Origin of the sequence: Yokenella regensburgei ATCC 49455 (genome assembly GCF_000735455.1) — a bacterium.
In the GTDB taxonomy this organism is placed as follows: Bacteria; Pseudomonadota; Gammaproteobacteria; order Enterobacterales; family Enterobacteriaceae; genus Yokenella; species Yokenella regensburgei.
The window spans coordinates 1-12623 of record NZ_JMPS01000081.1; the positions used below are offsets into that span (position 1 = coordinate 1).

The window sequence follows — 12623 nt, forward strand, 5'->3', positions numbered from 1 at the left end:
AGCGGCGCCTGCGGCTGCAGGCTCAATGCGGCGGCGGCCAGCGGCGGCCCTATCAGACGACCACAGCTCAGGCCCGAGCTTATCGACGCCAGCGCCGCCATCCGGTGCGCCTGCCCGGCGCGCTGCATCGCCCACGTCTGGGCGGCAGGTACCATCCCCGATACCGTCAGGCCGTAGACGACCCTGGAAATCACCAGCCCCACGATCCCGAACGTCGCCCCTACCACCCCGGCGGCCATTCCCCACACCACCAGCGCCATCAGGGCGAAGCTTGCAAGATAGCCCCCAAGCGCCGACAGCACCACGAATTTACAGCCACGCAGCTCGGCCTGACGCCCCCACCACGGTGAGCCAGGCAGGAACAGCATCGATCCCAGCATCAACAACCCGGCCCACACCGATAACGATAATCCGGTCATTGAGACCAGCTGTGGTAACACCACCAGCAAACCGTTCTGCCCAATCCCCAGTAAACCGGCGCACAACGCCAGTGGCCATGTGGGTTTCAGGGTACTTTTCTCACTGACTTCCTGCGCGGATATGCTCATATAAATGTGAAAATAGTGTCAAAAAATGTGAGGAAATTATGTAGTTAATGAAAATAAATATTACAAAAATAGTTGTCAGTGTAAATAGAATGAATATCATAACGAGAATTATTATCAGTCATGGAGTGAGATTCTGTTATGCGTTCCCTGCCCCGCAAGACCGATACCGACGTCGCGGCCCAGTGTTTCCTGAATGCGCTATTGCGCGAAACGGATGACTGGCAGTACCACCCGGCCGACACCTCGGCTGATACCGCCTTCATCCATCTGCCGCTTTGCAACACCCAGGCTATTCGTCTTCCGTTACGCTATTTCTCACCCACTCAGCATCACCAGTATCGCTTCCCCGCCGTGCTTATTCATTCCGATAGCGACAACATACAAGCTCTTGATTTTTCACAGCTGGTTGAAAAAGTTCTGGCAAAACCTTCGGTCAAAGGCGGCCTGTCAGAAGAAACACTGACCCGCTTTGCCGGGCGCGTACTGGAGAGCCATAGCCATACCTGGCAGGCCATTGATATCCGCCATGACTGGGGCAATCTGCGCGCCCGCCCGCTGAACTTTGCCGAGGCAGAACAGGCGCTGTTGGTGGGACACGCATTTCACCCGGCGCCAAAATCACACGAACCCTTTAACGAGAGCGAAGCCCGTCGCTATCTGCCGGATTTCGCCTCCCGCTTCCCGCTGCGCTGGTTTGCGCTCGACCGCCATTTCGTCACCGGCGACAGCCTGACGCACACCCTGCGCGACCGCCTGCTGCGCTTTGCCGCTGAGAGTGCCCCGGAGCTGCTGCACCACTTCACCGACGACTGCTGGCTGGTGCCGATGCACCCGTGGCAGGCCGAACATCTGCTCACCCAGGCGTGGTGCCAGGCGCTGGTGAAGCGCGGTGCGCTGCAAGACTTAGGCGAGGCCGGTGCCCGCTGGCTGCCGACCAGCTCATCGCGCTCGCTGTACAGCGAAAGCAATCACGACATGATCAAATTCTCCCTCAGCGTGCGTCTGACCAACTCGGTTCGCACGCTGTCGGTCAAAGAGGTGAAACGCGGCATGCGCCTCGCACGCCTGGCGCAAACCCCGCGCTGGCAAACGTTGCAGACCCGCTACCCGACGATGCGGGTGATGCAGGAAGACGGCTGGGTCGGTGTGCTGGACGACCACGGCAACGTGCAGGAAGAGAGCCTGATGGCGCTGCGCGTCAACCTGCTGTTTGACACCCCACAGAGCCAGACCAACGTCCTGGTGAGCCTGACCCAGGCCGCGCCAGACGGGGGTGATAGCCTGCTCGCCGCCGCCGTTAAGCGCCTCAGCCAGCGCCTGAATCTGCCGCTGGCGACCGCCGCCCGCTGCTGGGTGGAAGCCTACTGCGAGCGCGTTCTGCTGCCGCTGTTCAGCGCCGAAGCGGACTACGGCCTGGTGCTGCTCGCCCACCAGCAAAACATTCTGGTGGAGATGCAGCAGGACCTGCCGGTCGGCCTGCTCTATCGCGACTGCCAGGGCAGCGCCTTTACCGCAGGCGCCGACGAGTGGCTGCGCGAAGAGAACGAGCTGGAGGCAGAAAACCGCTTCAGCGAAGCCCAGCTGCTGCGCTACTTCCCTTACTACCTGCTGGTGAACTCGACGCTTGCGGTTACCGCCGCGCTGGGCGCCGCCGGATTCGACAGTGAAGAGAGCCTGATGGCGCTGGTTCGCGATGCGCTGGCGCAATTACGCCAGACCGCGAAGGACACCCGCTGCCTTGACTACGTGCTCGACGGTCAGCACTGGAACTGCAAAGGCAACTTCTTCTGTTACCTGCACGACCACAACGAAAACACCATCGTCGATCCGGCGGTTATCTATTTCGATTTCCTGAACCCGTTCTATAAGGAGCCTGCCTGATGCCGCACGCGAAGATTGTTCATGACGGTTTCGGCTTCCGCTGCGCGCTGCGTGATGTGGCGCTGCCGCTGTCGCTGGGGCTCGACGGCAGCGCGGTGCTGCTCTTCATCGACGGCACAGAAGACGGCTGGCTGGTTGATGCGCTGGATCAGCTGTTCGTTGCCGCGCCTCAGCTTTCTGGCGTCACTCTGCCGTGGGCGCAGTGGCAACATCACGCAGAGGCAACGCGCCTGTTTGCGCTGGCGCAGAGCGATTACTTCTCCCGCGAGACCTTCTGGCAGCTGCCGCTGTGGCTTTGTGGTGAACGCGCGACGCCTCGTCACGATCTGCAGTTTGATGACGCACGCCAGCTGTGCTTCCCGGTACGCCCGGCGCGCCCCACTGGCGAGGTTTATCGCCGCTACGATCCGCAAATTAACCGTACCCTGAGCCTGCGGATCGCAAGCCTTGAAGAAGATGCCGGGCGCTTCACCCGCTGGATGAACGCCCCGCGCGTCAATGCCTTCTGGGAGATGGCCGGACCGCAGGCAGAGCAGGAAAATTATCTGCGCAAGCAGCTGGACTCAAGCTACTGCTACCCGCTGATCGGCTGTTTTGACGACCAGCCGTTTGGCTATTTCGAAATTTACTGGGCGCCGGAAGACCGTATTGGTCGCCACTATCGTTGGCAGCCGTTCGATCGCGGTTTGCACATGCTGGTGGGCGAAGAGCAGTGGCGCGGTGCGCAGTACATCCGTAGCTGGCTGCGCGGTATCAGCCACTATCTGTGGCTCGACGAACCCCGTACCACCCGCCTTGTTGCCGAACCTCGCTTTGACAACCAGCGCCTGTTCCGCCACCTGCCGGTCGCCGGTTTTAGCACCGTTAAAGAGTTCGACTTCCCGCATAAACGCTCGCGTCTGGTGATGAGCGAACGTCAGCGCTTCTTCACGGAGGTGGGGCTATGATCCGCGCGTGGGAGCAGGTTAACCGCGAGATGGTAGCGAAGATCCTCGCCGAGCTTGAGTACGAGCGCGCCATTTCCGCTGAAGAAACCGCGCCACAGCGCTGGTCGATTTCACTGGGCGATGAGCGCTGGCAGTTCAGCGCCAGGCGCGGGATCTGGGGCTGGCTGCATATTGATAGCGCCACGCTCAGCAACCAGAGTCATACCCCGATTGAAGCGGAAAACGCGCTGCGTCAGCTGGCGCAGGTGCTGGGGATGAGCGATGCGCAAACCGCCGAGCATCTGGAAGATCTCTACGCCACCCTGCGCGGCGATCTGCAACTGCTCTCTGCCCGTAAAGGGTTGAGTGCCGATGCGCTTATCGACCTCGACCCGGACGAGCTGCAGTGTCTGCTTGCCGGGCACCCAAAGTTCATCTTCAACAAGGGCCGTCGCGGCTGGGGCCTCGATGCGCTGCAGCAGTATGCGCCGGAGTATCGCGGGCGTTTTCGCCTGCACTGGATAGCGGTTCGCCGTGAAAGCCTGGTTTGGAGCAGCGACGCCGACTGCGATATCGGTAACCTGCTGGCAAGCGCTATGGATAACGCTGAACGCCAGCGTTTTAACGAGCACTGGCAGGCGCTGGGCCTTGACCACAACTGGCTGCCGGTGCCACAGCATCCGTGGCAGTGGCAGCAAAAAATCGCCCTGCACTTTGTGGCGCAGATCGCCCGTGGTGAAATCGTCAGTCTCGGCGAGTTTGGCGACGAGTACCTCGCTCAGCAGTCGCTGCGCACCCTGACTAACGTCAGCCGCCGCTCAGCTTTTGATATCAAGCTACCGCTCACCATTTACAACACCTCCTGCTATCGCGGGATCCCGGGAAAATACATCGCCGCCGGGCCGCTGGCCTCACGCTGGTTGCAGCAGCAGTTTGCCGGCGATGCCACCCTGCAGGCACTGGGGGCGCAAATTTTGGGCGAGCCTGCCGCCGGATATCTGGCGCACCGCGGTTACGCCGCGCTGCCTGCCGCGCCTTATCGCTATCAGGAGATGCTGGGGGTTATCTGGCGCGAAAGCCCGTCGTGCTATCTGCAGGATGGCGAGCAGGCGGTGCTGATGGCCGCGCTGATGGAAAGCGACGACCAGGGCCGCCCGTTGATTGACGCCTGGATTGCGCGCTCCGGTCTGAGCGCTGAGGCATGGCTCACGCAGATGTTTAGCGCCGTAGTGCTGCCGTTCTACCACCTGCTGTGCCGCTACGGCGTGGCGCTGATTGCCCACGGGCAGAACGTCACTCTGGTGATGAAAGACCATGTGCCGCAGCGCATTCTGCTGAAGGATTTCCAGGGCGATATGCGCCTTGTCGATATCAATTTCCCGGAGGCCGACACCCTGCCGCAGCCGGTGAAAGATGTCACTGCGCGCCTTAGCGCCGACTACATCATTCATGATCTGCAGACCGGCCATTTCGTTACCGTGCTGCGCTTTATCTCCCGCCTCACCGAGCAGTGTGGCGTCAGCGAAAAACGCTTCTATCAGCTGCTCGCCTGCGTACTTGAGCGCTACATGGCACAGCACCCGCAGATGGCAGAGCGCTTCGCGCTGTTTGACCTGTTCAAACCGCAAATCATCCGCGTGATTTTGAATCCCGTGAAGCTCACCTTCTCCGAACACGATGGCGGTAGCCGCATGCTGCCGAATTACTTAACCGATCTCGATAACCCGCTTTATCTGGTCTCCAGGGAGTCCGCAGAATGAAAACCTATGATTTCATTGGCATTGGTATTGGCCCATTCAACTTAAGTATTGCCGCGCTGGCCGAAGGTCTGGAAGGCTTCAGCACGCTGTTCCTCGAGCGTAAGCCCCACTTCTCGTGGCACCCGGGGATGATGGTGCCGGACTGCTACATGCAGACCAGTTTCCTGAAAGATTTGGTGAGCGCGGTCGATCCGACCAACCGCCACAGCTTCCTGAACTATCTGGTAAAGCGTAAAAAATTCTATCGTTTTCTGACCACCGAGCAGCGCACCGTCTCCCGCGAAGAGTTTGCTGACTATCTGTGCTGGGCGGCCGACAACCTGACCAACCTCGCCTTCAGCCAGCAGGTGCAGCAGGTGAGCTACGACGAGAAGTCCGGCCTGTTTGAAGTGGTGACCCAACGCGACCGCTTCTTTGCCCGCCACGTGTGCCTCGGCATCGGTAAGCAGATTAACCTGCCCGCCTGCGTCAACGAGCAGAGCGACCGCTGCTTCCACGCGAGTGAAATGATGCTGCGCACCCCCGACCTCGCCGGAAAACGCGTCACCGTTGTCGGCGGGGGTCAGAGCGGCGCGGACCTGTTCCTCAACATCTTCCGTGGAGAATGGGGCCAGCCGAAAGCGCTGAACTGGGTTTCACGGCGGAATAATTACAACGCGCTCGACGAGGCCGCTTTCGCCAACGAGTACTTTACTCCGGAGTACCTGGAAAGCTTTGCCACCCTCGGTGAAGCGGCCCGTGAGCAGATGCTCCGCGAGCAGAAGATGACCTCCGACGGCATCACCACCGAATCGCTGCTGGCTATCTATCGCGCCATGTACCACCGCTTCGAGGTGCTGCGCGAAAAACCGTGGGCGCACCTGTTGCCTTCCCGCTCGGTAACGCGCGTGAGCCCCCAGGATGAGCACCAGCGCCTGACCCTGCGCCACCACCTCGATCACGGTGAAGAGACGCTGGACACCGACGTAGTGATTTTTGCCACCGGCTACAGCCCGGCGCGTCCGGCGTTTCTGGCTCCGCTGGCGCCGCGCCTGCGTCTGACCCGTGACGAAGACTTCGTGGTCAATACCGATTTTTCTCTGGAATGGGATGGCCCGCAGCACAACCGCCTGTTTGCCGTGAATGCAGGGATGCACAGCCTCGGCATCGCCGAACCACAGCTGAGCCTGATGGCCTGGCGCGCGGCGCGGATTATCAACCGGGCGCACCCTGGCACACCGTTTGAGCTTTCCACCACCCCTGGTGTTATCCACTGGCGCAGTGAGGCCAGCCACGATCTACGCCAGGTTTCACAGCCCCTAAAAACCACTGAGTACTAACACAGTAAACCAGGAACACTATAACAATGAAGCGTCCTTATCTTTGGGTTTTAAATCCTTGCCTTCTGGCAATACTTTCTGCCTCTGCATCGGCACAAGACAATAAAGAAGAGTCATTAGTGGTGACCGCCAGCCGCGCCAACCACAGCGTTACAGATATGGCACAGACTACCTGGGTGATTGAACAGGCTGAAATTGAGCAGCAGGTTCAGGGCGGAAAAGAGCTGAAAGAAGTGCTGGCTCAGCTCATTCCCGGTATGGACGTCAGCAGCCAGGGCCGCACCAACTACGGCATGAACATGCGCGGTCGTTCGATGATGGTGATGGTCGACGGCGTGCGCCTGAACTCTTCGCGCAGCGACAGCCGCCAGCTGGATTCTATCGATCCGTTTAACATCTCGCGTATCGAAGTTATCTCCGGTGCCACTTCGCTGTACGGCGGTGGTAGTACCGGTGGCCTTATTAATATCGTCACCAAAAAAGGTCAGCCGGAAACCGAAGTTGAGTTCCAGACCGGAACCAAAACCGGCTTCAACAGCCACAACGACCATGACGATAACATTGCGGCAGCGGTCAGCGGCGGTAACGACAACGCCTCCGGGCGTATTTCCGTGGCCTATCAGCGCTACGGCGGCTGGTACGACGGTAAAGGTGATGAGGTCATCATTGATAACACGCAGACCGGCCTGCAGTATTCCGACCGTCTGGATATCATGGGTACCGGGACCATCAACATCAATGAGACCCAGCAGCTGCAGCTGACGACCCAGTACTATAAGAGCGAGTCCGACGGTAAGCATGGCCTGTTCCTCGGCGATAACTTCTCGGCGGTGACCGGGGATGCCCAAGCCTACAACAAGGACAATCTCGACTCTGACCGTCTGCCGGGTACCGAGCGTCACCTGATTAACCTTCAGTACTCCAACACCGATTTCCTCGGCCAGGAGCTGGTGGCGCAGGTTTACTATCGCGACGAGAGCCTGACCTTCTACCCGTTCCCGACGCTGACCAAAGGTACCGTCACCAGCATTGGCGCTTCCCAGCAGAAGACCGACTTCTACGGCGGTAAGCTTACGGTAAACAGCAAGCCGGTTGACGATTTAACCCTCACCTGGGGCGTCGACCTCGATCACGAGTCGTTCAACGCCAACCAGCAGTTTTTTGACCTCGCTACCGCCGCCGCCAGCGGTGGGATGACGCTCAAGAACGCCTATAACGTAGGGCGTTACCCGAGCTATAGCATCACCAACCTTGGGCCATTCCTGCAGGCAAGTTACGATATTGACGCCATCACCTTAAGCGGCGGCGTGCGCTATCAGTACACCGAAAACCGGGTCGATGATTTCGTCGGTTATGCCCAGCAGCAGGCCATTGCCACCGGTAAGGCAACCTCTGCGGATGCGGTGCCAGGCGGGAAAACCGATTATAACAACTTCCTGTTCAACGCCGGGATCCTCGGCCATGTCACCGACCGTCAGCAGGTGTGGTTTAACTTCTCACAGGGCTTTGAAATCCCGGATCTGGCGAAGTACTACGGCTCCGGCAACTACACGCTGGTTAACGGCCACTACCGCCTCAACAACAGCGTTAACGTGAACGACTCTAAGCTCGACGGTATTAAGGTTAACGCCTATGAACTCGGCTGGCGTCTGACCGGCGATAACCTGCGCACCCAGGTGGCGGCGTACTACTCGCTCTCCGATAAGACCATCAACATCAACAAATCCGACATGACCATTACCATGGAAGACGACAAACGTCGTATTTATGGGGTGGAAGGTCAGGTGGACTACTTCTTTAGCGAGAGTGACTGGAGCCTTGGTTCCAACTTTAACGCTATTAAGTCTGAGACCCGTGTGAACGGCAGCTGGCAGAAATTAACCGTCGACAGCGCCAGCCCGTCTAAGGTGAGCGCATGGGTGAACTGGGCGCCGGGCGACTGGACTCTGCGCATGCAGAGCACACAGACCTTCGACGTTTCCGACGCCGCCGGTAAGAAAATTGACGGTTACAACACCGTTGATTTCCTCGGCAGCTACAACCTGCCGGTGGGTAAACTCAGCTTCAGCGTCGAGAACCTGTTCGACAAAGACTACACCACCGTCTGGGGACAGCGTGCACCTGGGCTCTACAGCCCGACCTATGGCGCACCGGGGCTGTACACCTATAAAGGCCGTGGCCGTACCTTTGGTATGAACTATTCCGTGCTGTTCTAATCTCGTTATTAGGTTTAATGAAAACGCCACGGGTTAAAACCGTGGCGTTTTTTCTTTCAACACTTAACGAGCCCAGTCGGGTTTATTCAGGATATGATCCTGCCAGTCGACGACGTCGGCCTCTTTCACCGCAATATGGCGCACGGAAATGCGTTCACCGTGCATCGCGGCTTTTGAACCGGTCAGCAGAGGATGCCAGGTCGGTAGCGGCTGCCCTTCCGCCAGCAGACGGTAGGCGCAGGTATGCGGCAGCCATTCGAAGGTAGGCAGGTTATCGCGGGTCAGTTTGATGCAATCCGGCTCATACTCGAAGCGGCGTTCGTAGTTACGGCACTGGCAGGTTTTGATGTTCAGCTGCTTGCAGGCGACGTTGGTGAAGTAGATTTCGTCGGTGTCGTCGTCCATCAGCTTATGCAGGCAGCACTGGCCGCAGCCATCACACAGCGACTCCCACTCCGCGTCGGTCATTTCGTCGAGAGTTTTGCTTTGCCAGAAAGGAGTATCGCTCATAAGGGTGTCCGCCATTAAAAATCAGGGTGCACCTTATAACCACTCTGGCACGTCGATGCAAGTTTTGCCGCCCGAAACGGCGGCAAAGCTATTTTACAGTACGCGGGTCGTGAGGGACAGCTGGTTTAAACTCACTTCCAGCTCGTCGCCGCTCTGCAGAGGACCAACGCCTTCCGGAGTACCGGTCAGAATGACATCACCCGGCTTGAGGGTGAAGAAGCGGCTCATGTAGGCAATCAGCGGCACAATATGATGGATCATATCTGCGGTACTGCCCTGCTGGCGTACTGCGCCATTCACCGTCAGGCTGAGCGTGCTGTTCTGCGGATCGTGTTTAAACTCGGCGGCGGGAATAAAACCGGAGATCGGACATGAATTATCAAACCCTTTCGCCTTTTCCCACGGCTGCCCGGCTTTCTTCATCTCCGCCTGAACGTCACGCAGCGTCAGATCCAGCGCTACACCATAACCGGCAATTGCTTTTCGCACGTGATCTTCTGTCGCCTGACGCAGCGTGGCGCCAATCAGGACCGCCAGTTCAACCTCGTGATGCACGGAACCCAGGTCCTGGGGGATCGCCAACGGCTGGCGGATATCACAAAGCGCCGTCTCTGGCTTAATAAACAGCACCGGATCTTTCGGCGTCGCGCTGCCCATCTCCTTAATGTGTTTAGCGTAGTTACTGCCAACACAAACCACTTTACTTACCGGGTAATCCAGCAGCGCACCCTGCCAGTTATGGTGTTGATACATTCGCTTCCCCTGATTATTTTTTCTCCGCCTTGCCGAGATGCATTTTCAGCAGGTCTTCCGGCGGGGGTGGGAGTTGTAAGTAATAGCCCTGTTCTTCCAGTGCTTTTTTCACTTTCTCAATATCAGCATTAGCCAGCTTTTTTCGTCCGTCCAGCGGCAACAGCATTGCCAGCTGCGGTTGACCAAAGCCACGCATGAGCTCTTCCGGCACACGAGAAAAGTCGTCCTTTTTCTCGACATACAGGTAGGTTTGCTCGCGTTTAGCACTACGGTAGATAACACAAAACATAATTGACTCTTTTTACTGCCCTGTTTTGGCATAAGCTAACATCTTTGAAACCCGTACCACAAGGCATGGCGTAAGACGTTATTCATTGCCCCAGCGGTTCAGAAACTCGGCGATATCATCGATACGTTTGGCATCGATACCGGCTTCACGGGCCATCTCAACCTGCGCCTCTTCGCTAATCTCTTCGTTATTCATTAAGCGGGTCAGCAGCAGCTGGAAGTAGTGCGCCAGCGAGTCGTGCTCCGCCTCGCTTACCGGCTGGGCGGCTTCCGTCGCATACTCTTCCGTGATGTCATAATATTTCAGTGGTATTTCATTGTTCATGAATCGCTCCGGGGCATTAGCGCCCGTGTCAGACCTTAAGCATTTTTACCGTGGCGTCGATGTCTATCTCATCTTCTGAGAAAATTAACGTCGTGCCCTGGAAAGTGGTGATGGCCAGTTTTTTCAGTGAGCGCATCTCACCTGGCTTCGTGTCGGTTTTGGGCCTGATACTGCTCATCAGCACGCCGACAGACAGCACCGCATTCTCTTTATCAATGCGGGTCTCAGCCGGCACTTCTTCACTGTACACGAGGTAAGATTTGATAGAAGTCAGCTTCAGTCGCTCACCGGCGATATAAATGTATTTGCTTTCCGGCACCACTTTTACCGCATACGCCGATAACCCTTTGTTATTGGTCGTGGGTTCGAAAGTGACTTCCGCATCCTTTTTAATCAGATCAGGGTTAGCGACCTTAATCACATGAAAATAGCGGTTGTCACCGTTTTCATCTTTGATAAAACCAAAACCTTTATCTTTAAACCAGGTTGTGATCGTTCCGTTCATCGCCATTGCAGCTTACCTACCTAATCGTTTATCTACTCAGTTTTTACAGCGCGCAGTGTAATGCACAACGCCCGCTCAAACCATGCCTTGCTCTACTCTTAGTTTACTGTCTGTCGTCGTTTAAATCACCTCCGCCAGGCGACGAATACCGTCAACCATCGCCTGCGGAGGATGATTGGCAAAACCAATCAGGATCCCCTCGCGTGAGGTCTCTCCGTGATAATAGTGACTTAATGACTGTATCCCCATCCCCAGTTGACGGGCTTTCACTTCAACCTCATGTCCCGTCAGACCATTATGCAGCCAGCAGACAATATGCACGCCGGAGTCCGACTGCTGGACGGTCATTTTCCCGGAAAGATGCCGTTGAATCGCCTTTACCACCGCCGTTCTTCGCTCATAGCACGCCTTACGCACCCGTCGCACATGCCGGGCGTAGTGGCCCTCTTCAATGAAGCGCGCCAGCACCGCCTGTTCCAGATAGCCGGTACTGAGATCGGCAAGATATTTGGTGACCACGAACTGCTCTTTTAGCCCGGGAGGAACCACTAAAAATCCAATGCGGAACTCCGGATACATCATTTTTGAGAATGTCCCGGCATAGATGACCCGCTGTTGCGTATCCAGCCCCTGCAGCGCCTGCACGGAGCGATCGGCGTAGCGAAACTCACTGTTATAGTCATCTTCAAAGATCCACGCCTGGTGAGTGTCGGCCCAGTCGAGAAGCTCGCGACGGCGGGATAAGCTCAGCGTCCCGCCTAGCGGGTACTGGTCTGAAGGCACAACATAAGCAAGCTTTGCCAGCGGAAAGCGGCGGATCCCATCACTCACATCCATGCCTTCCTCATCAACCCGAACCGGCCTCACCAGCGCCCCCGTTGACATAAAGACACCACGAGCGCCTTTGTAACCTGGATCATCCAGCCAGACCTCGTCTCCCTTTGAGAGCAGCGCCCGGGCGGTGATACTCATCGCCTGCTGGATCCCATTGACGATAATAATATTATCCTCAACGCAGTTAACGCCGCGCGTCGACTGGATATAGTGGCTGATAGCCCTTCTTAAAGGCAGAAATCCCTGGGAACTGGTGTGCAGGCCGAGTTCATAGCGTGACTCTTTCCAGACCTGCCCGAGCAATCGTCCCCATATTCCATGGGGAACCAGGTCTGTACAGCCAACGCCAACGCAAAAAAGTGGATTGCGCTCATCCCCCTCTGGCTCTTCAGACCACAGGTTGCGCACGCGCGCAATATCGGCATTTAGCGGGCCATCAGTAGGGATATCCTTCTTTTGCGGCTTTTTTGAGAAACCATTACTGATGTTGCTATCGGGGATACTTTGCGCAACAAAGGTACCAGCCCCCTTCAGCGTGACGATATACCCTTCATCGGCCAGCCTGTCGTAACCGGCGATAACCGAGTTGCGGGAAATGGACATCATCTCTGCCAGCGCGCGGGTTGAGGGGATCTTCGACCCCAACGGCAAACGCTCCTCTACTATCGCGTTACGCAGAGCATGGTAGACCTGCTCTTTGATAACACCTTTCTCCAGGAGGAGTTCCTGAAACAGAGGTGCGTTTATTTTTTTCATCG

The 12623-nt window shown here is 57.2% G+C and carries 12 protein-coding genes; 5 read left to right on the forward strand and 7 right to left on the reverse strand.

All coding sequences use genetic code 11. The features are described 5' to 3' along the window. Positions 1–548 (reverse strand): MFS transporter (locus GYRE_RS20535; protein ID WP_038258116.1); only part of this gene is annotated, 548 nt, incomplete at its 3' end. A gap of 138 nt (positions 549–686) precedes the next feature. Here GYRE_RS20535 and GYRE_RS20540 point away from each other — a divergent pair. The 5 genes from GYRE_RS20540 to GYRE_RS20560 are packed head-to-tail and all read left to right on the forward strand — an operon-like array spanning position 687 to position 8650. Continuing rightward, positions 687–2429 carry an IucA/IucC family protein gene (locus GYRE_RS20540; protein WP_038257990.1) on the forward strand — a complete coding sequence of 581 codons (1743 nt, stop codon included), beginning with the start codon at positions 687–689 and terminating at the stop codon, positions 2427–2429. Beyond that, positions 2429–3376 carry a GNAT family N-acetyltransferase gene (locus GYRE_RS20545; protein WP_038257993.1) on the forward strand — a complete coding sequence of 316 codons (948 nt, stop codon included), beginning with the start codon at positions 2429–2431 and terminating at the stop codon, positions 3374–3376. Before GYRE_RS20540 ends, GYRE_RS20545 begins: the two co-directional genes overlap by 1 nt. After that, positions 3373–5115 carry an IucA/IucC family protein gene (gene iucC, locus GYRE_RS20550; protein ID WP_038257995.1) on the forward strand — a complete coding sequence of 581 codons (1743 nt, stop codon included), beginning with the start codon at positions 3373–3375 and terminating at the stop codon, positions 5113–5115. The genes GYRE_RS20545 and iucC overlap by 4 nt, the downstream gene beginning before the upstream one ends. Then, positions 5112–6434, forward strand: a complete 1323-nt coding sequence (locus GYRE_RS20555; RefSeq protein ID WP_006819641.1) for a lysine N(6)-hydroxylase/L-ornithine N(5)-oxygenase family protein — start codon at positions 5112–5114, stop codon at positions 6432–6434. The genes iucC and GYRE_RS20555 overlap by 4 nt, the downstream gene beginning before the upstream one ends. Positions 6435–6460: 26 nt before the next feature. Continuing rightward, positions 6461–8650, forward strand: coding sequence for a TonB-dependent siderophore receptor (locus tag GYRE_RS20560; RefSeq protein WP_006819640.1), 2190 nt, complete (start codon positions 6461–6463; stop codon positions 8648–8650). A gap of 63 nt (positions 8651–8713) precedes the next feature. Here the strand turns inward: GYRE_RS20560 and GYRE_RS20565 are convergent, their stop codons facing one another. The 6 genes from GYRE_RS20565 to pdxR form a co-directional block, all read right to left on the reverse strand. After that, entirely contained in the window at positions 8714–9160 is a 447-nt protein-coding gene (locus tag GYRE_RS20565; protein ID WP_209319596.1) for a YcgN family cysteine cluster protein, read from the reverse strand. Positions 9161–9253: 93 nt separating this feature from the next. Then, positions 9254–9913 (reverse strand): fumarylacetoacetate hydrolase family protein, encoded by a 660-nt coding sequence (locus GYRE_RS20570; RefSeq protein ID WP_006819638.1) that lies wholly within the window; start codon positions 9911–9913, stop codon positions 9254–9256. 13 nt (positions 9914–9926) lie between these two features. Continuing rightward, a complete protein-coding gene (locus GYRE_RS20575; protein ID WP_006819637.1) occupies positions 9927–10202 on the reverse strand; it encodes a YcgL domain-containing protein in 276 nt (91 codons plus the stop codon). A gap of 78 nt (positions 10203–10280) precedes the next feature. Continuing rightward, positions 10281–10526, reverse strand: coding sequence for a DUF2543 family protein (locus GYRE_RS20580; protein ID WP_006819636.1), 246 nt, complete (start codon positions 10524–10526; stop codon positions 10281–10283). Between the two features lie 28 nt (positions 10527–10554). Further along, positions 10555–11037 carry a cold-shock protein gene (locus tag GYRE_RS20585; RefSeq protein WP_006819635.1) on the reverse strand — a complete coding sequence of 161 codons (483 nt, stop codon included), beginning with the start codon at positions 11035–11037 and terminating at the stop codon, positions 10555–10557. 114 nt (positions 11038–11151) lie between these two features. Beyond that, on the reverse strand, positions 11152–12621 hold the full coding sequence (gene pdxR / locus GYRE_RS20590; protein WP_038257999.1) for a MocR-like pyridoxine biosynthesis transcription factor PdxR: 1470 nt from the start codon (positions 12619–12621) through the stop codon (positions 11152–11154). Positions 12622–12623: the final 2 nt, after the last annotated feature.